The organism is Nostoc sphaeroides (assembly GCF_003443655.1).
Taxonomy (GTDB): domain Bacteria; phylum Cyanobacteriota; class Cyanobacteriia; order Cyanobacteriales; family Nostocaceae; genus Nostoc; species Nostoc sphaeroides.
On record NZ_CP031941.1, the window covers coordinates 4,084,078 to 4,104,487 of the forward strand.

The following is a 20,410-nucleotide window of genomic DNA, read 5'->3' on the forward strand; positions in this document are numbered from 1 at the left end:
ATGCAAGAAGTTTCTAGCTATCACCAGGAACTTATCAATCGGATATCGCCAATTGTGGAAAATTTATTTCAAGGTAATAGTTTATATCAAGTAAAGTTAAACCAACGGGAAATGATCCAAATATTAGTTGAACTATTTGGGAAATTTTCACCAGAAGAAATGAGTGAAATTAAAGATGATGATTTGACAGACAGAATTGATAGTATTTTAGTTTTAGAGGCAGTTTCAGGTACGTTAAATGATTTAACACCGGAGCAAATAGCTATTTTTGATGCAGTGGTAGAAGGAAGACCAATAAGGTGAGTTATTTACTAGATTCAAATATTGTTAGTTATATTTTGAAGAGAAATGTAATTGTAGATCAGAAGTTTAGGGAAGTTCGCCGTCTGAAAGAAGATGTGTTTATTAGTTGTATAACTTACTATGAAGTCAAACGAGGTCTTTTAGCTATCAATGCTACTAGACAGTTAGCTGAGTTTAATAAATTTTGTCAAACCTATAAAATTTTATTAATAGATGATTTAGAGATTATTGAGCTAGCGTGTGAAATATATGTGGACTTACAACGCAGGGGCTTTACTATCCAAGAGCAAGATATATTGATAGCAGCTACAGCGATCGCACGCGGATTAATTCTGGTTTCTAATGATTCTGATTTGCTGAGAGTTCAGGGGATTAATTTAGAGAATTGGGCAAGAACAGAACCTTGAGTTAGCAGTTATGACGAGAAAGCAAACATCCTGAAAAATGCAAGATTAATTGGAAGTTTGTTAATTACCTAGTAGTAGATAAATTCACGTTTTCTAGTAAGTATGTAACGAACTCTTTTTGTTTTACAATTGTATTGATTGATAATAAAGAACGAGAATTTACGTACTTATCTGTCAACTCAATTAGTTCAAATAGTGTTTGACTAATAATTTCGTATTTTAATTCCCCTTGTAACATTTTTTCTATATCCGTAGGATTGTAGTCATTTTTGCAAAGCAACTTAACAATAAAAAGCATTGCCAGGTGAAAACTTAGAATGCGAAGTGGCGAAGTATGCCTCCAAAAAGTGTCATTGTCTTGTTTTGATTTCTCAGAAACTGTGCTGCGTATAAATAATTCTACCTGCTTCATCACTTCCACACAAAACATATAGACTTCAAGGTTGGACTTTTCCTTGAACACACGTTTATACTCGCTATCTGTTTTTATAATCGAAGATGGTCTAGACCTAGAAATATCAGGTTCACGAAGAACAATTGCCATTACTGATTGAGCTAAGTAGGGAATGCTAATAATTCTGTCAATCGGCTTGCCCATATTTTTATAGTAGTTTTTACGGCGATCATAGTACCAGTTCTTACTTAAAAAATAATTTTCTATATCTGATTGAATTGGATCAGTTGCTTTCAATGAAGCGGGTGGTATAGGAGTCTGGAAATTGGTTGCTTTGATGATCCGATTTATAGATTCTGTATCATTAGTCGCTATAATTCTTATCAAAATGGATCTATTTTTATCTTTTTCATCATCACCAGAGCTATTTTTCAGATAATTATAAATTGTATTAGTTGTTTGTAATCCATTAACAACTTGTACATCATCAAGACTAATAATTTTACCAGCGACGGTAGCTTTAGATGACAGGACAGTTATACCATTATTAAGCCACCAAAAGTCTAGCTTATTATCTGATTCAAGTGTTTTGTGAATATCTTTATTTACTTCTACATTGCCCTGGTAGTCCCGTACATTAAAAGTAAATATATATTGTCTCAACTCGCTATTTTCGTCCGTTACAAAATCATAATAATCTTTTAATGTGGCTAGTACAATATAATTATCTTCACTAGTTGAAATATAATTTTCTATAAATTTAAGCTTTAAATTATAATTCTTCTCTAGTCGAGAAGCATCAATTAATTCGCGTGCGCCAATAAATTGTGTAGTGACTATAGCTCCTCTAAAATAACTCTGAATTGTTTCTTTGAGGTTATCTGCACTATTATATACTTTCCTATGAATATTTTTTGTATCACCCTTACTAGCATATATGTAATTAATTTTTAAACTAGGATGAATTGAGATTAATTTAAGATAAGCTTCTCTAAAAGATGAAATTTCATCGATAAGTTCCACATTATAGTTTTTTTGAAGAATGGATAAATCTTTTTCTAAATTAAAGATATTCATTGCTGATCTAATTACGTGTTCAACAGCAGTTTCTGAAAATGAAGGTGAACGCTTAGATTGAATTAAAAATAATTCAATAGATGGATACCTTTTAAAATCATTTAAACTAGTATTTTTATCAAGTAGTTCCCCATTAATAAATGTGAAAAATCCATCAATTCCTCCATCATCACTTCCTCCCATTTTTCCAGATATTAACTCTTCATATGAAAGATCATATTTTTTTAAAACCTGCTCAAAGGTGAATATTTCAAAATAATCATCATCAGGTAGAGAATCAGCAATCTGACTCTTTTTTTGTTTAAGAATAGTATCGAGAACTATGCTATCGTTAGTTGCCATTTATCCTACCTCCAAAAATATTGAACTTCACCTAGCTGGATTAGCTTGATTTATTAATAGTTAGGTGTACTATTTTTAACATAATTTGGATATGATTGCATTGAAAAGGTCGCAATCAACTATAAAAAATGCCCTATTAATTAATTATTAACCCCCTACATCTAGAAGGTTCCCATGACCTGAGTACAAACACCATTAGGCATTGAATCAACACTACCAGACCATACGCAGCTACCACGTAGGATAATCAGGGTAATTTGTTATAAACAGATGGGAGCGATCGCGCTTCTGCTTGCTGCGATCGCAACCCTTGGCTGCTAAACTAACAGAATTAAATATTAACCCTAGTTGATTTAGTTATTTTGGCAACTATCTTTAGATAGATAGGGTAAACAGTACGCGATTTATCATCAGAAATCGCTTGCTAGTACTGGAAAAATCAAACTGTCATATCTAAAAATCTATACCGCATATTTAGTTTATTTTGTCAATGCGTAATCTCCAGTATCGCCTAATGAATCAGCAAGGCCTTCTCAGGACTTAATTTAGATTCATGCTTTCAGTGGATGCAGTTATGACTTTAGAAATGCGATTATGTATATGTCCTCAAACAATAGATAGTTGCTGTTGTCCAATTGAAAAAATATGATTTTCTTTGACTCCAGTAACTTTAGATTTATCCAATTGTTTGATGTTTTGAGAAGGTAACACAATGAATAATATCCTAAAACGCACACTTCTACCCAGCCTCATGGCTGCAAGTTTAGCTGGTGTCACATTAGTTCCCTCTAAACCGGCTGCTGCTGATGACCAAGTATTAAGAGATGCAGGTATTGGGGCTGTTACCAATGTAGTCACCGGAGCAGTTAGGGGAAATGGTAGTGTATTAGGCAATGCTGTTAAAGGTGGTGTCACTGGTGCAGCTGTCAATGGTGCAAATGGTCTGAGAAACACTCGCAATCGCCGTAACCGGAACATTGGTCAAGATGTCGGAGTCGGTGCAGGCACTAGCGCAGTAACTGGCGTAATTACTGGCGATGGCAGAGATACCCTTGGGAATGCTGTTGATGGTGCAGCTGTAGGTGCAGCAATCCATCTGCTAACCAAATAAATAATTCGTAAATTCATCAGCTACACTACTTCCCAACTGCTAACGGGTTGCTTTGTAAAAACTACGAACTTATCCCTCCCCTAATTCCTCTCCTTCTAGGATGAGCAAACACAACCCCCTTTCCCTAGTAGGTAAAGGGGGTTGGTGGGTTAGATTTATATTGGGATATATGCCACCATCAGGTTCAGATGACTTTAAACTTAATAGTAAACTCTAGCCCTTCAACGCCTTTCTAAAGTTTCGACGATAGGATTGATTTGTAATAAACAAAGCTGGCCATAGCAAAGATAAACCAATGCGATTGGTCAAAGTTGGATTAAAATTAGTCCGTCCAAACCCATTCCAAAACTTCCAAACGCCGCCTCCGTAAACTACTATCAAGGCAAAAATAATAAAGTTACCCATTCCTATCAACTCCGTTAGTAACTGACAGAATTTAAGTTAAGTTTTACCAGATGAGGTAAGCACATCATAACCAACACCGAGAAGGTATGACTAAACTCCTTAGCCTCGAACATCTAAGTTAGTTAAAGACACATTCTCTTATTCCAGTGTAGATTAGCCTCACGCATCGCAGCTAGTTATCACTGGTAGCAAGCTACGTAAAAGCACGTAAAAAAATCCCAAACCTCATCATAAACTTAGATGTTTTGGCACCGTTCGCCGTCAAAAATTTATGTAAGGTTGTTATCTGCATTTATTTTAAAGGTGCTAAAAATGAGCAGCACAGACGTTTATTTTCACTTGTTATAACTTTCTGGCATACCTACTGCTGATAAACCCGCGATCGCTCGTAAGTTTTGGCAACGAATTAACTCGGTAAAATCTAAAGCAGAACGCCCTTCAATTTTGCCTACCGCTTCTATTGCAGATAACAGGTGCTGCGCTGCTTCAGCTTCTGCATAACCACGCCGTTGTGCTATGCGAATCGCTGCTGCATCGGCATTTAACTCTGACTCAAGAGACTTATTAGTGCGCCAGATCCGAATTGTGGCGATCGCACTTAATCCCCCGGCTACGGCTACACCCACCACATCTGACTGTGCTGCTTCTAATAATCCGCCTAACAGTCCCGCCAGTACTACACCTTGATAAATGTCGGGTTTAAACCACTTCACCCCCGTCAACCAGCTAACCATGTGCAACAGCAGTAAGTCTCGTTGCGGCTTTGTCAAGCGACGCCACAAATCGAAATTAATATATATCGGTCGCGCCTGATTCCACGGTTGGGGAAAGGAGGCGTCAATCACTTTTGCTTGCTCTGGCTTACTAACGATTTTTGTCGTCATCCGACCAGAAGCAGGCATCACATCTAACAAACGACGAATTTCAACATTTGGCTCCATAAATTTAATTATTAGCCATAATGTGCATGGTAATTAGTTTTGTAAAAAATATACTTTTCATGTTAATCTTTGATGATACTGTGGCGGGATTTTATAGTATCCGTTTCCCCCCAAGTTCAAAAACTCAAAGTTTTGAATAAGCGTTGAGACTCCACTTTTAACTACATGGACGCTTTTGCTCCCATCCCGCCTGAATGGACGAATCAAGCAATACACGCTTATGAGTTTTGCTGTCCTAACTGCCGCTCAAGTAGCTTAGAAGCTGAAAAAGTTTGGCTAAATCGGCGATCGCCTGTACTTACAGAAGACCGTCGTCGCAAATGGCAAGAGTTTTACTACTGTCACTGTGGTTCTGTGTGGTGGGCTTGGAGTAGCGATCGCCCCCCAAAAGATATATCCAATCAGCCAGATTATAATCCTACATAGCCAATTTTCTTCCTAAACAAAACCCCACCTAAAGATGGGGTTTTGTTTATCTAATTCTGAGCTTTATTCAAACAAGATTCAGCAATCAAATTTCATCACCAATTTTAGAAGGTGAAGGTAGTACGTAGAGTACCTACATAGATGGTATCGTTAGCATCGTTATGCTCTGGATTGAAGATTACTAATACGCCAGGAGTTACCTGAATATTATCGGAAAGCTTGAACTTGTAAAGACCCTCTAAGTGATAAGATGTATCATCGTCTCGGTTAATATTAGCGGCGACATCTTTTATGCTGCCACCAGTAACTTTGGGTGGTTGACCAAAGATAACACCTAAGACGTTGCCTTCTCCACCAAAGTCTTTCAAAGCAAGTGATCCAGCCCAGTACCAAATATCTGCATCTGCATTAGCACCAGTCCTACTATCAGCAGTTGTATAACCTCCCCAACCACTAATAGCCAACGCAGAGCTAAGTTGGAAGGTAGCCTGTACACCGTAGTTATTGGATTCAGTGCGAGTACCAGTTCCAAAGGGATTATTTGCAAAAGCGCTACCTGTACTTTGGAAGAGGTTGTTAGCAGCATTGCCAGCGAAGTAACTACGGGCGTAAGTTAAACCAATATTCAAGGCTTTGCTGGGTTGGAAAGATAACTGACCAAAGATGGTGTTATCACCATTCAATAGCCCGTTATTAAGACCGGGATTATTAGCACCAAAGAAAGTAGTACCAGTATTACTTGTAGGTGCTAAATAAGCACCAGTCAAACTGAGAGGGCCGCCAGGATTGAAAGTAACTGTCAGACCAGCACCATTTTGACCTTGACGATATATTGGGCTGAAACGTCCATAGCGAGAGAGGGCACCTCTACCAGAACTAGCAAAATCAGGGTTGAAAGTATTAACGTTTTCGTATAATTCACCACCACTAGCGTCAACTTTGACACGCACCGCACCAAAGTTGAAAGCATAGTTAATTTTATCAATCACAACCGAGTTGCTGTTATCTCCATCAAAACCCAAGCGGGTCATGTTAGTACCAGTACCACTAACAGGTATAGCAGGTGTAGTAGCAGTTGCAGCAACGGCATTACTACCAACATTGGAAACTATATTGCCAGCATTCAAACGGATTTGCAACTGATCTGTACCAGTGAAACTGCTGTACAAGTTCAAACGCACTCGGTCAGAAAAAGTGGTGTTATAATTCAAGTCTTGACGCGCAGCACCAGGAATAACTGCTCTATTGTCACCAAAAACATCAGATACGGCGAAAATTCCTTCCCCAACCAACTTGGTGGTAGTGGAGAACTGATTGGCTTCCAACTCAGCAGTGCGGGCTTCTAGTCCATCCACGCGACCGCGCAGGGTTGCTAGTTCAGCAGAAAATTCTTCTTGTAAGCGCTGTAAAGTAGCCAGGTCTTGTTTAGTAACCAAATCAGCAGTAGCTGTAGCAATCAGTTCGTTAACTCGGTCTAAACAGGAATTCAAACCTGCGGCAAATTCATAACGGGTCAAAGCACGGTTCCCACGATAGGTACTGTTGGGATAACCTGCAATACAGCCGTAGCGCTCAACTAGAGATTGTAAAGCTTGGAATGCCCAATCTGTGGGCTGCACATCCGAAAATTGCGAAACTGATGTTACCTGACCGATGTTGTTATCTTGAGCTTCAGATAACTGGGCAACATTTGTTACCTGTTCGTTGACTTCAGCAGCTACAGCGCTATTCGCAGCGAAAAATGCAGCAGCTACAACAACCGGACTAGCCTTACAAAGATTCCAGAATCGTTTTGTCATGTTATTACTCTCACTCACACCTACATAATCCAGTAATCATAAAATGCTTATAGCACTTTATTTCCGGGGATTCTACACACAATCACAGTGATGATTATACCTTTATACTGTGATAAATACAAGTCCTTTAATTTAGTGCTGAACTATAATTTTGAATTATTTTATTTGGTAAGCGCAAAATAATACGGCGTTTATGACGTAAAACTGTTCCTTCTTCCTCCAACTGTTGTAGGAGTCGGGTAACTGTTACTCGCGTGGTATTTAACACTTCAGCAATATCTTGATGGGTAACATTTAAATCAATTAGCTTACCCTTCTCTACATCACGTCCAAATTTTTCACTTAACCACACTAAAAACTGCCATAAGCGTAGCGAAATTGGTTTTCTATGCACAATGCTTAGTAGATTTTCTGCCTGTTGAATATGAGACAACAAACCATTAATATATTGATGCCACAAATGAGGTGGCACAATGCTTATTTCCACGCCTGTGAGACATTCAATCTGGTAAGGCTTGACTCTAGATAAAGGATAGCCAATCAGATCCCCTAGTCCCCAATAACCGAGAGTGATAAATGTTCCATCTTCACTCCAGGTTAAAGTCCGAACTGCACCATGCTCAATCCGCCAAAGTACATCATTTTGAAATGGAATTACTTCTCTACGGGTAAATATCTGCTGGGGTAATTGTCCGCCCAAAGCAGAGTTGTTTGACAGGACAGAAGAGTTTGAAGTAGGAGTTGTGGAATACATCATTAAGGGTAACTACACAATAATTATCAGGGAATCTCGCTATTTCCAATCATTAAGACACTCTAATAATTTGTATAAATTTTTACCTATGTAATTTGCAGTGTATTCTTCTTAATTAGAGCTAGAGACTAACTCTAAATTTTTTTTCTAGAAACAACTTATAGATTGAGGTATTTATCAGTAAGATAGACCTGAATTTTTCAGTTGTTTATCTGTTACTCTAATTGTGCTAGTTTAAGAATAGGTAAGCTTTTAGTAAAATATTTAGTTAACTTATTGAGCGAGGTGTAAGGGCACGGCACTGCCCATTGGTGTCAACTTAAGCTAAAAATAGCTTAACTGTTAGCTTCCTGACCCGCCCAGAAATAAATTTCTTTAGCTAAAAGCCAAGGAACTTCAGTTCCTTGCGGGACATGGCTTTTACGTTAAGTTGACACCAATGACTTTAGTGTTACACAACAAATCTTTGAAAATGTTGGGTTTCGTTCCTCAACCCAACCTACATTGGAGTTATTTTTAAGAATTTGATAAATTCGTAGCCAATCAATTTTAAAAAGTCTGCGCTTTTGGAGCATTTAACTAATTTGCCACGGCTTTAGGCAAAGCTGTACTAAGTAGCTTTCGTCAGCCTTTGTTTGTAGAGGTAGTGGCTAAAGCCTGTGGATTCATGAAGCGTCAATTAAGAGCGTTGACCGGTGACAATATATGATACCCTTTGACCGATATTAGTGGCATGATCTGCCATGCGTTCTAAACAACGAATTGCCAGTGCTAGCAGTACAATAGGCTCGACTACACCAGGTACATCGCGTTGTTGGGCTAAGGTCTGATAAACGCGATCATACGCATCGTCTACAGTATCATCTAAGTGCTTTAAACGGCGTCCACCACCTTCATCTAAATCTCCCAAAGCCTTCAAGCTAGTTGCTAGCATCGACTGCGCGTGAAGGGACATAGCTTCAATGTCGGGCATTGACGGATGAGGCGCGTAAGGAAAAATTTTAATCGCAATCTCAGCTAAATCCTCAGCATAATCGCCAATGCGCTCTAAGTCGCGCACCAGCTGCATAAAGGCACTCAAGCAGCGCAAATCTTGAGCCGTAGGCGCTTGTAGCGTCATAATCGCCGTACAGTCTGATTCAATTTGACGATAAAAGCGATCGATCTTTTTATCTAATCGCGGAAGTTCCTCAGCTGCTGTTAAGTTACGAGCAAATAACGCTTGGTGGCTGAGGCGAAATGATTGTTCTACCAAAGCACCCATGCGTAATACATCCCGTTCTAAGCGCCTAATGGCGCGTGCTAGTTCGGGTATTTGAGGATTAGAACTGTAATGGACAGCTTTCACACTTGTTATCTTAAAGGTGAAGATTACTATTAACTATAGTCTTGGCTTAAAAAGTTTGCCATAACTTCACGAAATTGAAGTTGCATCCACGCACCACCAGTTTCTGGATGGTTCATCGCTTTGATTGAACCACCGTGGGCGAGAATAATTTGCTCAACGATCGCTAATCCTAATCCATTGCCAACGATCGCCCCTATAGACTTACCATCTTGTAAGGAATGGGTTCGCGCTTTATCTCCTCGATAAAATCGCTCAAAAACATGGGGTAAATCTACCTCAGAAAATCCGACTCCAGAATCAATAAGATTTATTTCGATAATTGGGGAAGCAACATCATTATCCTTTGTTGATAAGATTTTCGCTTCAATGTGAATACTTGTACTAGGAAGACTGTATTTAATACTATTGTCTAGCAAGTTGAGAAAAACTTGGTAAATCCGGGCTTGATCTGCCTTAATCCAAAGATTTTCTGGGCCAGAATAAGAAAGAGACAGATGTTGACGCACTGCTAAGGGTTCTAGTGTTTCCCAAACCGATGTAATTAGCGATCGCAATTCTACAGCTTTGGCTTGCAATTGCATGTTTGGGTTTGCTTCCATTTGGGTGAGGTCTAGCCAGCTTTGCACCAAGTTAATCAGCCGGTCAACTTCTTGCATTAGGCGGTTAACCCAACGATTTAAAGGTGCTTCCAAGCGGGTTTGTAAAGTTTCCGCAACCAAGCGAATTGAGGTTAGTGGCGTTCTGAGTTCGTGTGCTAAATCAGAAAAATAGCGATCGCGTACTTGATTTATATCTAATAGGGGTTGACGATTTTCTAAAAATACTCCTACTTGTCCATTGGGTAAAGGCAAGCTAGATGCCCGCAAAGCCAAAGATTTTATTGTTGCCATCTCTGCTGCATCATCACAAGATGGATGAAATATCCATTCTCCCGTCTGTGGTTTTTGCAAATCACGAGTTTGCTCAATTAAATGGTCAAGTTCATAAGACCTTACTAACTCCAGTAACAAACGCACCTGTTCTGGTTTCCAGTGCAAATATAAAATTTCCTGCGCCTGTTGATTGCACCACAGCAGTTGATTTTCCTCATCCACCTGCAAATATCCCACTGGTGCAAAATCTAGGAGGTCTTGGTAAGTTTGCAACGACTGCTGCAAATCTTGCTGGTGCTGCTTCACCATCGCTATTTTCTGCCGCAACCCCGGAATCAGCAGCAGTCCCATCTTATAAGAATGCGAGGTTAACGGCCCGAGTAAGCGCCCCAGGTAGCGGTTAAGTTGAACCTGTTGCCAAATCCAAAACCCAATGCCTACCGCTAAACCCAGAAAAAATCCCAATAAAAGCATTTGAGTTGTTAGTTTCTTGGTGACTACTAAAAACTAACAACTATCCCAACTAATTATCCAAACCTATAGCCAAAACCTCGTACAGTCACAAGATATTCGGGATGACTGGGGTCTTGCTCTAATTTTTCGCGCAACCAGCGAATGTGAACGTCTACAGTTTTACTATCGCCAACGAAATCTGGCCCCCAAACTTGATCTAGCAATTGTTCCCGTGACCATACCCTGCGGGCGTAACTCATAAACAGTTCCAGCAAGCGGAACTCTTTGGGGGAAAGATTCACCTCAGTACCACGAACTAACACCCGGCATTCTTGGGGATTCAAGGTGATATCCTTGAATTTTAATACTGGTACTTGTGGTAAATTACTTAGGCGTTGGCGGCGGAGTAAAGCACGACAACGAGCCACTAACTCGCGCATACTAAAGGGTTTGGTCAGGTAGTCATCTGCTCCCACTTCTAACCCCAAAACGCGGTCAGTTTCACTACCCTTAGCACTCAGCATTAAAATTGGTACTGGGTTTCCTTGATGACGCAGCAAACGGCAAATATCTAGCCCATTAATTTGCGGCAGCATCAAATCAAGAATGAGCAAATCAAAGGGAAGTTCCCCCGAATTGGTTTCAAAACTTTTGAGATACTCGATAGCAGACCGCCCATCGGGTGCTGTTGTCACCCCATAACCTTCCTCTTCAAGGGCTACAGCTAGCATTTCCTGGATTAATTCTTCATCTTCTACTACTAGAATTCGGCTGGTTTGCCCAATCTCCGTTCTAGCAGAATATTTGGTCGATTCAGTGGTATACATTGATATCACAAAAGTCTAGGACTGTGCTTGTATCAATTAGGATGATTGAATCTATTATCTAGCTTTACTGCAACCACGCTTCTACTAGGGTTGATTCTTTAGATTTTCTTTACAAAAAGTAACATAAGCCACAGCACCTTGCTAAATCAAAAATCACTGTGGCTGCAAGCTTTTAATTGTCTTGACAAAAGCAGATTAAGTTGGGTATATTTACTTTAGTACAAATATACTATAAAATCTCAAAAAGAAAACTGTAGCGCTTTTCGTTTGTATGTAATAAGCTAATGTACTTTTAATTTGCATAACCAGGGCGGGCAAGATGCTCACCCCAGAATAGTTTTACTTCCAGATAATATGCAAGGTTATTTGTCCAACAGCTTACCTAAGTGTCCTCTGCTGATCTTTCAGTATTTACACTGCGTTAAAAATGTAGATTTTAAAGCTATTCTGATGTCTGCATAGGGTAGTCATTGGTATGGCTTGCTACCCAATAAATCATTGCCTATTGAAGGGAGTTGGAAGATGACTACAGTTGGAGTCAAGGACAGCAAACAACAACTAATGCAAGCATTTCAACAAATTATTATCCAAAGAAAAAAGCTCGAATCTAAAATAGCAACCAAACAAGAGGAAGCAGAAAAGGCAAAAAGTCAAGAAATTCTGCAAACAGCTTCTGCATATACGGTTGATAGTATTGTCAAAGGTTTAGCTGATTTACAATTGGAGTTTGGCAGTATTCTCAATGGATTATCTGAAAAACTAGCTCAGGAAAATTCTAAGTTAGATGAATTGAACCGAGCTATAGAAATTGAAACTCAACGCCTACAAGAGCTTCAACAAATCAGAATTGTAGCAGATACTCTAGACATTTTAAGTCAAGAACACCAAGAAAAATTAAAAACCCTAGAACAAGATACTATCAGCAAAAGGGAAACACTAGAGAAAGAAATTACAATCAGGCGGAAAGAATGGCAAAAAGAGCAAGCAGAGTATGAAGAGAAACTTCAAGCATATAACGATTTATTAGCCAAAGAGCGCCAGCAAGAACAAGAAGAATCTCAGTATAAGTTAGAAACTAATCGTAAACTAAATACAGATAGCTATGAAGCGATAAAGCGCCAACAACAAAGGGAAATACAAGAAAATTCTCAAAATAAACAGAAAGATTGGGCAGAACGAGAAAAGATATTGGCTGAACGTCAACCACTCTTTGCAGACTATGAACAAAAGGTAACTAAATTTCCTAACGAACTAGAAGAAGCCATTAAAAAAGCTAGGGAAGAAGCGATTAAAGAAACCAGCCAAAAAGCTAAAGTTGAGGCTGATTTATTTGAAAAGGAATGGGAAGCCAATAAACAAAGTTATGAGCAAAAAATTCAATCTTTGGAAGAAATAATTAAGAAACAGTCTGAGCAAATAGAAGGTATTTCTGAGCAATTGCAAACTGCATTAAAACAAGCACAAGACTTAGCTATGAGGGCTTTTGGTAGTTCTAATCCTAAGTAGTTATTAGTCTGTAGCATCTTAATAATTTTTAATTCCTGAAGAGGAGGTTTGTTGTGGTGGTGAAAAAGCCGACTGATAAAAATACTAAAGTAGAAATTCTTCAGGCGTATGAGGAGTTAGCTAAAGAAAAAGCAGCGCTGAAATCGCAACTCGAACAAGTTGCTAAAGAAAACCAGTCTGGAACTCAAGAACAGCCTAAATTAGAACAAAAAACACCTATGAATCAGCTTTCTAGTGTCCAACAGAAGATGAACAATACAATTGAAAGCTTGGCGAAGATTCAATTAGGTTTTGGCAGTGCTGCTAATGAATTATCAGAACAGCTAACCACAAAAGCCTCTAAATTAGAAGAAATTAGGCGAACTTTAGAAGAAGAAATTCAACAATTAACACAACTGCATAATTTAGAAATTTCTGATGATATTTTAGATACTCTCATCCAAGCTTATGAAGATAATACTAAAGCTTATCAGGAAGAATATAGCCAGCGTTCTGAAGTGTTATTTCAAGAAATATTAGAGCAAAAGAATACTTGGGGAAAAGAACAAGAGGAACAGCAACGGGCGATAAAACAACGGAATGAAAATTTGAATAAAACTCGGCAACGCGATGCGTCAGAGTATAAGTATAATTTAGAACTCCAGCGACAATTGCAAAGTGACGAATACGAACAAGAGCAGAAAGCGCTATATAAGCAACTGGAAGAATTACTACAAGAAACAGAAAAACAGTGGGCTGAACGGGAGAAAGCAATTTCTGAGAGAGAGAAACAATTTGAAGAATTAAAAGCAAAGGTAGAGGCTTTTCCGAAAGATAAAGAAGCAGCTATCAAAAAAGCTACAGAAGAAGGTAAAGGCATCGCCCACTATCAAGCTAAAGTAAAATCAGATTTATATTCTAAAGAAGTGGAAGGGCAAAAGCGTTTCTATGAACAAAGACTGCAATCTCTAGAACAAACTATTACTAATCAAGAGACGCGGATTCAAAATCTTTCTAAACAACTTGAATCTGCTCTCAAACAAGTTCAGGATTTGGCAGTTAAAGCTATTGAAGGTACTTCAAATGTTAATTCATATCAGGCTATTAAAGAAATAGCTTTAGAGCAAGCTAAGACTCAAGCGAAAAACAAATAAGCTAATTTATTTTTGATGACAATTGTAGAGACTTAATTTAATTTAAGTCTCTACAAGTAACTATAGCTGTTCTCGGTTGAGTAGCTAAAGAACCTCACCCCTGCTCTTGGAGCTACGGTGTACACACAAGTTTAAAATAGCTGATTAACCAAGGTTTTACCCCACCCTAACCCTCCCCCCTTCGACAAGCTCAGGGCATCGCTTATAAAGGGGAGGGAATTAGATTTATTATTTTTTCCCAATGTATCGGGGGGATTAAGACTTGTGTGTACACCGTAAGCTCTTTGAGAGGGGGCTTATGATGTACCTTATATGATGATTAGAAAACACTATATAATGCTTTTTATTCGGTTTTGCTTGGTTTTTTGATGTCTGCGGGAGGCTGTGGTTTCTTCTTCTTTGTTCCGGTAGCTTTTGTTTGCTTAAATGCTTGATTGGAATTTTGTTCTTGACTAGACATAATATTAAATTTTAAAATTTACTACAATATTATCTACATCACGGGTATTGCTGATTACAGAAATATATCACAAAAAATTTAAGTTTAACTAAAAAAACTTAGTACTTAATGTTACCCCTGTAGAAACCTTCACTGTTCTCCAAGTTCCTCTAGAATTGCTTCAAACTCTACCCAACTGATCTCGCGCAATGTCAAGCACTGCTCTGGTTGAACGTCGATTCTGGCGCAGTTGCAGTGTAACAACCATTTCATCCTCCGTACCGTTCACTATGTAGCTAAAACAAATAGCTGGACTGGTTAAAATAATTCGTAATTCGTAATTCGTAATACCTCGACTTCGCTCGGCACAAGTTCGTAATTAAGTTTTGCAAGGGGGATTTATATCCCGCCATAAAACTTACCGCTTGTTAGAAGCTATGCAACTTAAACCCCCAGAATTTGTTCAGAGAACCACTACTGTACTCGGAGTAACGAGTACAGTGTGTGGAGTGTTTCACCAAAGACAAAAAATGTCAAGCAAAGGTAGAAAAACCGAGATTGGGGGGGATATCCTGAATCCGGCCAGGCCCGATCGCTCGTAATGCTTCTTTGAGTAAAATATCCCCAGTATACAAGGCACGTCCGACAATGACACCAGTTACGCCTTGAGGTTCTAACGCCAACAAACTCAACAAATCGGTGACAGAACTTACCCCACCAGAAGCAATTATCGGGATGGAAATTACTGCTGCAAGTTCTCGCAAAGCTTCTAAATTGGGGCCGATAAGTGTACCGTCACGGTGGATATCTGTGTAAATGATGGCGGCTGCACCCAATTCTTGCATTTGTACAGCTAGTTGGGTTGCTAAAACTTCTGAGGTTTCTAACCAACCGCGAGTTGCTACTTTGCCGTTACGGGCATCAATGCCAATAATAATCTGCCCAGGAAATTCTTCACATAGTTGTTGCACTAGCTGGGGTTGTTCTACGGCGATGGTTCCGAGAATTGCCCACTGTATGCCTAGATTGAATACTTGTTGCACGCTGGTGCGATCGCGCAATCCTCCACCAATTTCAATGGGCACTGATACCGCATGAGCGATCGCTTCAATTGCCCCTAGATTTACTACTTTACCTGCTTTAGCACCATCTAAATCAACTATATGTAATCTGGTAGCACCTTGATCTACCCACTGTTTGGCAACATCAGCAGGATTTTCGCTAAAAACTTGCGAGCGATCGTAGTCTCCCTGATATAGTCGCACACAGCGACCTTCTAATAAATCAATCGCTGGAATTACATCCATTTACTTTTTCCTCTCATAACTCAATGCAATCAAACACTAGTTTTTCATTTTTAATTGCCTTACAGCTTGCCCAAAACCCATCACAAGCAAGATGTTAGAAAGGGTCAAAAATACTTCTGCACCACCGTGCAACCAATCTACATTGGCTAAAGACTCGCCATAATGCAATACAGCATAAATTCCGGCTGGGATGGTGATGGCAACAAAGACGAGAGTGCCGTAAAATCCATACAGCGCTAAACGCGGCATTTGTGGACTGCGGCTGATATACCACAAGAAACCCAAATAGGGAAACAGTGAAAGTGCAAACAGGGTTTCTTTAGAAATCATTGCTCTGATTTAATAGGTTTTGGTTCGACAGTATTAGGAGACTTGGTAGAACGCCAAATCAAGTACGCTGCTGCCCAAAGCGTAAAATTACCAACTAAGGTCATGGTAGCTTGAAGCGTTACCAACCATTCTAGAGATTCGGCGTTGTCGAAATAATGCCAGGTACAAGCACACATGGCGCTGACTAAAGCTGGTAACATGGCAAGGGATAATCCCCACCAATTGCGATTATTGGTGAGTTCGCCGTAAGTCCAAATTAACCAAATGGCGACAATCCACTCAATAACGCTAGAAATATGAATAATCCAGGTGGGAATCGAAAGGGCGTGCATAAGAAAGTTAGGAGTTAGGGGTTAGGAGAGACGCGATGAATCGCGTCTGTACAAGAGAGACGCGATGAATCGTACAAGAGAGACGCGATGAATCGTACAAGAGAGACGCGATGAATCGCGTCTGTACAAGAGAGACGCGATGAATCGCGTCTGTACAAGAGTTAGGAGTAGCGGTGTCAAGGTGATATGTAGCTTGAATTTTATATTTGTTTAGACAAAATCTTTGCTTGTTCTTTTAGAATTTTAAAGATTCCGAGTTCAGAGGTTCAACGTCCGAGTTCAAAGGTTCAACGTCCGAGTTCAGAGGTTCAATGTCCGAGTTCAGAGGCTCAACTTCCGAGTTCAGAGGCTCAACTTCCGAGTTCAAAGGTTCAACGTCCGAGTTCAGAGGCTCAACGTCCGAGTTCAAAGGTTCAACGTCCGAGTTCAAAGGTTCAACGTCCGAGTTCAAAGGTTCAACGTCCGAGTTCAGAGGCTCAACGTCCGAGTTCAGAGGCTCAACTTCCGAGTTCAGAGGGGGTTCTAACTATCTTCTGCACTATTCAAAGTAGAAGTTGGGAATGAGTTTACCATTTGTATCGGGGACAGAGATTCATTTAACAATAACTATTAATCCAAAATCTAAAATCTAAAATCCAAAATGGTCAAGATACGGGCGTTATTGTCTGGATATTACGGTAAAGGTAATGGTGGTGACGAAGCTTTGTTGGCAACGCTTTTGCAAATGTTACCATCTCATGTAACCCCTGTGGTACTTTCGGGTAATCCAGAGGAAACGCGCGATCGCTACAATGTAGAAACTTGCGATCGCATGGCTCTTTTACCTGTACTGCAAGCTTTACGCTCAAGTGATGCCTTGATTTGGGGCGGCGGGAGTCTCATCCAAGATGTTACCAGCACCATTAGCCCGTTTTATTATGGGGGACTGATGGCATTGGCGCAGAAAATGGGTTTGAAAACTGTTGCTTGGGCGCAGGGGATTGGCCCGTTAGTGCGTCCGCAAACTCGTTGGCTGGCACGGCAAACCTTTGGCAATTGTACCAAAATTAGTGTCCGCGATCGCGCCAGTGCGGCTTTATTATCTGAGTGGCAAATTCCTTGTATTATAGCTCCTGACCCGGTTTGGGCGTTGGAATCTAAGCCAGTTCCCGGACTTTGGGATTTACCTGCGCCGAGAGTTGCGGTAACGTTGCGATCGCATCCCCAACTTACAGAAACACGCCTAGCAAACTTAACTCGTGCTTTGGTTGACTTCCAAAAAGCTACGCAAACTTTTATTTTATTATTACCATTTCAAAAAAGTGAAGATTTAAGTATTGCCGAAGCCATTCAACCACACCTTAAAGATGTTAGCAAGATTTTGTGTTTGTCAGATCCGCAACTTTTAAAAGGTGTGTTTCGCGGCGTGGAAATGGCAATTGGGATGCGTTTACACAGCTTGATTATGGGTGCATCTGTTGGTTGTCGCTGCTTTGCTCTTAGTTACGATCCTAAAGTAAATCGTCTCATGGAAGACTTGCAAATGCCTGGATGGGATTTAGCTAGTTTACCAGATGACCCGAATTTGATTAGTCTGACTTGGATGGAGCATTACGCTAATGGCGATCCGTTATCACCAGACCAAATACAATTTTTAGTAGATAGAGCATTTATGCACCGCGAGTTGTTAAGTGACACTTTATGTAATAAGTAAAGTTAAACAATGTAGAGCGAAGAAAATGCAAAACTTATAAAACTAGCTCTTTCAAGATAGGTAAAAAAATTCCTCTTTAATCTATTTACTCTGTGTTCTCTGCGCCTAATAAGGTTAGAAAAATCACTTTTAAACCGCAGAGGCACAGAGAGCACAGAGAGAAAAAAAAGAGATTTTACCAGTCACCTTGAAAGGGCTACTTAGGGACTTCCAAGTAAAAAAATATTCCATTGCTATTGTTCACTGTTGACCGTTGACGGTTCACGAGTTTTCAGTCAACAGTCAACAGTCAACAGTCAACAGTCAACAGTCAACGACTTGAATGTGGAATAATTTATTTTTTGGAGTTCCCTTATAGCAGGGTTATTTCGTTTTAGACATAAACCGCCCAGAACTAAAGTTCACAGGCTTTTAGCCTAACTCCACGCTTGGTGGACTAAAACCCTTTGGAAGTCGTCTTTAGACGAATGAGTGCTATTAGCCTAAGAATTTATTCTGAGGCGGGCTAGATGAGAATGAAATAGCCCTGCTACTTATAGAATTTAAACACTGTACAAAATAATCATGTTGTCTATCTACCTAAATACCTCTTTTCCGGCTTTTGTTAATCATTTTTTTGGCGGAAAGTGAGTAATTATAAAAATTTTATGAAGTAGTTATAAAAATATCTCATATTTATTATTCAAATTCACTTTAGCGATATTATTTACTAAACGCAAAAATAATTATAATGATAAGCTTTGGTTTTTGGAACCTAATTATAGTAATTTTAGTTGCTGTAGTTCTCCAAAATAATTGGCGATTAGACGAAGAAAAGGCAGCCTGGAAAAATTCTTTATTCTTAAAATCTTCAGTGATGCAACGGTTGATACAATTTTTTCGTCAGCCAATTGTTAACTTCCTCCTCCAAGCAGGTGTTGTATTAGTCGTTACAAGATTCCTCTGTTATACAGGTTGGCTACTTTATTTCCTAAACCAGCCAAATTCACCTTTATGGGATTTTCAGTGGTATTATGTGGCGAGTAAATTGGCTCATCAGCATGTGAGTCCTTTTAATGTCGAGATTTTTAATCAGACTTTCTGTAGCATAACTACAGTGTGTGGCTCTCTTCCACCGTTTGTCTATCCACCTAATATTATTCCTCTTATCTGGTTTCTCGGTTATTTTTCGATGAATACTGCATTTAAAATCTCGATTTTAATGCATATATTAGCAATCGGTTTAGCCTTATGGGGAGCGAATATATTACTAGAGTCAAAGTCACGAGTCTTCAGAAGTATTTGCACAATTTCGGTTGCCTTGATTTATGGTGTAGTTCGGGATCTTCAAGTTGGGAATGTTGCAATTTTTATTGCAGTTCTTCTTTTATGGATGTTTATATTAGCTAGAAAAAATCAGGATATTCCAGCAGGAATTTGCTTAGGAGTTGCCCTTTTTAAACCAACATTAGCTGCATTATTCGTTCTGTATTTTCTACTTAAAAGACGGTTCTCTCTAGTTTTTGTATCTGCGATCGCAGTAACTTGTCTAGCATTTTTAGGTCTAGCCTTGACAGGTAATTCTTTGACACAATTCGTGTCGGATGCATTTCGTGGATTTTCCCTCTGGCAAAACGATCCCGCAGTTAGCCCTTATATATCGATTAGTCGTCTCGATTTGATGGTTGTAGGGCCGAGATTACTTCCCAATAACCCATTCTTTGCCAAGCTTTTGTCAAACTTAATTGTTTTGATACTTCTTGGTTTGGCGGGTTGGTATTGGTATCTACAGCAATCTCTCACCGACTGGTCAAAAAAAATATATTTAGCAGAAATGGTAATAGTTTCTTGCTTGAGTATTGGCATCACCTATTCGCAGGAAACTAGTTCTGTTATGTTAATATCTGCTGTTGTTTTTTTGCTAAATGATTTGCTGTATCAGATTAGAAATTGTAAATTTTCTAGGAGAAGAATGTCTGTTTGGATAGCAGGGGTTTGCTGTCTTGCAGTGCAAACAGCAGTTATTCATGGCTGGCTTATCCACTCTCTAGCAAACCGATGGAACGTGAAAGCAGGGGAATTGCCATACATTATGAAAATAACTATCTTCGCCCTACCGAGTTATGCAGTTTTAGGAATCACTTTGAGTATTTTAGTTTTAGCGATTAGTTCCGTTCGTCAAAAACAGGTGATGAAATATGAATCTTTGAATTGAGTGTAAAGCAAGTAAAG

The 20,410-nt window shown here is 39.4% G+C and carries 20 protein-coding genes; 8 read left to right on the forward strand and 12 right to left on the reverse strand.

What is annotated here, in order from left to right; all coding sequences use genetic code 11:
- Together D1367_RS18260 and D1367_RS18265 are read left to right on the forward strand one after the other, a co-directional pair.
- Window positions 1–303, forward strand: coding sequence for a hypothetical protein (locus D1367_RS18260; protein ID WP_118167646.1), 303 nt, complete (start codon window positions 1–3; stop codon window positions 301–303).
- On the forward strand, window positions 300–710 hold the full coding sequence (locus tag D1367_RS18265) for a type II toxin-antitoxin system VapC family toxin (protein WP_118167647.1): 411 nt from the start codon (window positions 300–302) through the stop codon (window positions 708–710). Before D1367_RS18260 ends, D1367_RS18265 begins: the two co-directional genes overlap by 4 nt.
- A 64-nt stretch (window positions 711–774) precedes the next feature.
- Here the strand turns inward: D1367_RS18265 and D1367_RS18270 are convergent, their stop codons facing one another.
- Window positions 775–2,523, reverse strand: coding sequence for an AIPR family protein (locus tag D1367_RS18270; protein ID WP_118167648.1), 1,749 nt, complete (start codon window positions 2,521–2,523; stop codon window positions 775–777).
- 712 nt (window positions 2,524–3,235) lie between these two features.
- Here D1367_RS18270 and D1367_RS18275 point away from each other — a divergent pair.
- Complete coding sequence (locus D1367_RS18275) at window positions 3,236–3,634, forward strand: hypothetical protein (RefSeq protein ID WP_118167649.1); 399 nt, start codon at window positions 3,236–3,238, stop codon at window positions 3,632–3,634.
- 213 nt (window positions 3,635–3,847) lie between these two features.
- Here the strand turns inward: D1367_RS18275 and D1367_RS18280 are convergent, their stop codons facing one another.
- Window positions 3,848–4,039 carry a hypothetical protein gene (locus D1367_RS18280; protein WP_118167650.1) on the reverse strand — a complete coding sequence of 64 codons (192 nt, stop codon included), beginning with the start codon at window positions 4,037–4,039 and terminating at the stop codon, window positions 3,848–3,850.
- A gap of 335 nt (window positions 4,040–4,374) precedes the next feature.
- Window positions 4,375–4,980, reverse strand: coding sequence for a DUF3318 domain-containing protein (locus D1367_RS18285; protein WP_118167651.1), 606 nt, complete (start codon window positions 4,978–4,980; stop codon window positions 4,375–4,377).
- A gap of 165 nt (window positions 4,981–5,145) precedes the next feature.
- Between D1367_RS18285 and D1367_RS18290 the strand changes: the two genes are divergently transcribed.
- The gene (locus D1367_RS18290) at window positions 5,146–5,406 is read left to right on the forward strand and encodes a hypothetical protein (protein ID WP_118167652.1); all 261 of its coding nucleotides are present in this window, start codon (window positions 5,146–5,148) and stop codon (window positions 5,404–5,406) included.
- Window positions 5,407–5,510: 104 nt separating this feature from the next.
- Here D1367_RS18290 and D1367_RS18295 read toward each other — a convergent pair whose 3' ends face one another.
- From D1367_RS18295 to D1367_RS18315, 5 genes are all read right to left on the reverse strand, one after another.
- Entirely contained in the window at window positions 5,511–7,205 is a 1,695-nt protein-coding gene (locus tag D1367_RS18295; protein ID WP_118167653.1) for an iron uptake porin, read from the reverse strand.
- A gap of 127 nt (window positions 7,206–7,332) precedes the next feature.
- Window positions 7,333–7,962 carry a Crp/Fnr family transcriptional regulator gene (locus D1367_RS18300; RefSeq protein ID WP_118167654.1) on the reverse strand — a complete coding sequence of 210 codons (630 nt, stop codon included), beginning with the start codon at window positions 7,960–7,962 and terminating at the stop codon, window positions 7,333–7,335.
- Window positions 7,963–8,638: 676 nt separating this feature from the next.
- Entirely contained in the window at window positions 8,639–9,307 is a 669-nt protein-coding gene (gene phoU / locus D1367_RS18305; RefSeq protein WP_118167655.1) for a phosphate signaling complex protein PhoU, read from the reverse strand.
- A gap of 29 nt (window positions 9,308–9,336) precedes the next feature.
- A complete protein-coding gene (locus tag D1367_RS18310) occupies window positions 9,337–10,653 on the reverse strand; it encodes a sensor histidine kinase (RefSeq protein ID WP_118167656.1) in 1,317 nt (438 codons plus the stop codon).
- 53 nt (window positions 10,654–10,706) lie between these two features.
- Window positions 10,707–11,459, reverse strand: coding sequence for a response regulator transcription factor (locus D1367_RS18315; RefSeq protein WP_118167657.1), 753 nt, complete (start codon window positions 11,457–11,459; stop codon window positions 10,707–10,709).
- Window positions 11,460–11,981: 522 nt separating this feature from the next.
- Here D1367_RS18315 and D1367_RS18320 point away from each other — a divergent pair.
- Both D1367_RS18320 and D1367_RS18325 read left to right on the forward strand, forming a co-directional pair.
- Window positions 11,982–12,965, forward strand: a complete 984-nt coding sequence (locus D1367_RS18320; protein ID WP_118167658.1) for a coiled-coil domain-containing protein — start codon at window positions 11,982–11,984, stop codon at window positions 12,963–12,965.
- Window positions 12,966–13,018: 53 nt separating this feature from the next.
- Entirely contained in the window at window positions 13,019–14,098 is a 1,080-nt protein-coding gene (locus tag D1367_RS18325; RefSeq protein ID WP_118167659.1) for a coiled-coil domain-containing protein, read from the forward strand.
- 972 nt (window positions 14,099–15,070) lie between these two features.
- On the opposite strand, the gene hisA is transcribed toward D1367_RS18325, so the two are convergent.
- From hisA to D1367_RS30975, 4 genes are all read right to left on the reverse strand, one after another.
- Complete coding sequence (hisA, locus tag D1367_RS18335) at window positions 15,071–15,844, reverse strand: 1-(5-phosphoribosyl)-5-[(5-phosphoribosylamino)methylideneamino]imidazole-4-carboxamide isomerase (RefSeq protein WP_118167660.1); 774 nt, start codon at window positions 15,842–15,844, stop codon at window positions 15,071–15,073.
- 36 nt (window positions 15,845–15,880) lie between these two features.
- A complete protein-coding gene (locus D1367_RS18340; protein ID WP_118167661.1) occupies window positions 15,881–16,174 on the reverse strand; it encodes a DUF3593 domain-containing protein in 294 nt (97 codons plus the stop codon).
- Window positions 16,171–16,506, reverse strand: coding sequence for a DUF2499 domain-containing protein (locus tag D1367_RS18345; protein ID WP_118167662.1), 336 nt, complete (start codon window positions 16,504–16,506; stop codon window positions 16,171–16,173). Before D1367_RS18345 ends, D1367_RS18340 begins: the two co-directional genes overlap by 4 nt.
- Before the next feature lie 235 nt (window positions 16,507–16,741).
- Window positions 16,742–16,957, reverse strand: a complete 216-nt coding sequence (locus tag D1367_RS30975) for a hypothetical protein (protein WP_181984875.1) — start codon at window positions 16,955–16,957, stop codon at window positions 16,742–16,744.
- Between the two features lie 189 nt (window positions 16,958–17,146).
- On the opposite strand from D1367_RS30975, the gene csaB reads away from it, so the two are divergent.
- Together csaB and D1367_RS18360 are read left to right on the forward strand one after the other, a co-directional pair.
- Window positions 17,147–18,199: a polysaccharide pyruvyl transferase CsaB gene (gene csaB / locus D1367_RS18355; protein WP_181984876.1), complete on the forward strand. Its 1,053-nt coding sequence runs from the start codon at window positions 17,147–17,149 to the stop codon at window positions 18,197–18,199.
- A gap of 730 nt (window positions 18,200–18,929) precedes the next feature.
- Window positions 18,930–20,393, forward strand: coding sequence for a glycosyltransferase family 87 protein (locus D1367_RS18360; RefSeq protein ID WP_118167664.1), 1,464 nt, complete (start codon window positions 18,930–18,932; stop codon window positions 20,391–20,393).
- Window positions 20,394–20,410 lie beyond the last annotated feature (17 nt).

Excerpts from the sequence above, each read along its gene's own strand:
- D1367_RS18300 (WP_118167654.1), bottom strand. The coding sequence starts at position 7,962 with ATGATGTATTCCACAACTCCTACTTCAAACTCTTCTGTCCTGTCAAAC.
- hisA (WP_118167660.1), bottom strand. The coding sequence starts at position 15,844 with ATGGATGTAATTCCAGCGATTGATTTATTAGAAGGTCGCTGTGTGCGA.
- D1367_RS18320 (WP_118167658.1), top strand. The coding sequence starts at position 11,982 with ATGACTACAGTTGGAGTCAAGGACAGCAAACAACAACTAATGCAAGCA.
- D1367_RS18290 (WP_118167652.1), top strand. The coding sequence starts at position 5,146 with ATGGACGCTTTTGCTCCCATCCCGCCTGAATGGACGAATCAAGCAATA.
- D1367_RS18310 (WP_118167656.1), bottom strand. The coding sequence starts at position 10,653 with ATGCTTTTATTGGGATTTTTTCTGGGTTTAGCGGTAGGCATTGGGTTT.
- D1367_RS18270 (WP_118167648.1), bottom strand. The coding sequence starts at position 2,523 with ATGGCAACTAACGATAGCATAGTTCTCGATACTATTCTTAAACAAAAA.
- D1367_RS18345 (WP_118167662.1), bottom strand. The coding sequence starts at position 16,506 with ATGCACGCCCTTTCGATTCCCACCTGGATTATTCATATTTCTAGCGTT.
- D1367_RS18295 (WP_118167653.1), bottom strand. The coding sequence starts at position 7,205 with ATGACAAAACGATTCTGGAATCTTTGTAAGGCTAGTCCGGTTGTTGTA.
- D1367_RS18360 (WP_118167664.1), top strand. The coding sequence starts at position 18,930 with ATGATAAGCTTTGGTTTTTGGAACCTAATTATAGTAATTTTAGTTGCT.
- csaB (WP_181984876.1), top strand. The coding sequence starts at position 17,147 with ATGGTCAAGATACGGGCGTTATTGTCTGGATATTACGGTAAAGGTAAT.
- D1367_RS18285 (WP_118167651.1), bottom strand. The coding sequence starts at position 4,980 with ATGGAGCCAAATGTTGAAATTCGTCGTTTGTTAGATGTGATGCCTGCT.
- D1367_RS18260 (WP_118167646.1), top strand. The coding sequence starts at position 1 with ATGCAAGAAGTTTCTAGCTATCACCAGGAACTTATCAATCGGATATCG.
- D1367_RS18340 (WP_118167661.1), bottom strand. The coding sequence starts at position 16,174 with ATGATTTCTAAAGAAACCCTGTTTGCACTTTCACTGTTTCCCTATTTG.
- D1367_RS18275 (WP_118167649.1), top strand. The coding sequence starts at position 3,236 with ATGAATAATATCCTAAAACGCACACTTCTACCCAGCCTCATGGCTGCA.
- D1367_RS18315 (WP_118167657.1), bottom strand. The coding sequence starts at position 11,459 with ATGTATACCACTGAATCGACCAAATATTCTGCTAGAACGGAGATTGGG.
- D1367_RS18280 (WP_118167650.1), bottom strand. The coding sequence starts at position 4,039 with ATGGGTAACTTTATTATTTTTGCCTTGATAGTAGTTTACGGAGGCGGC.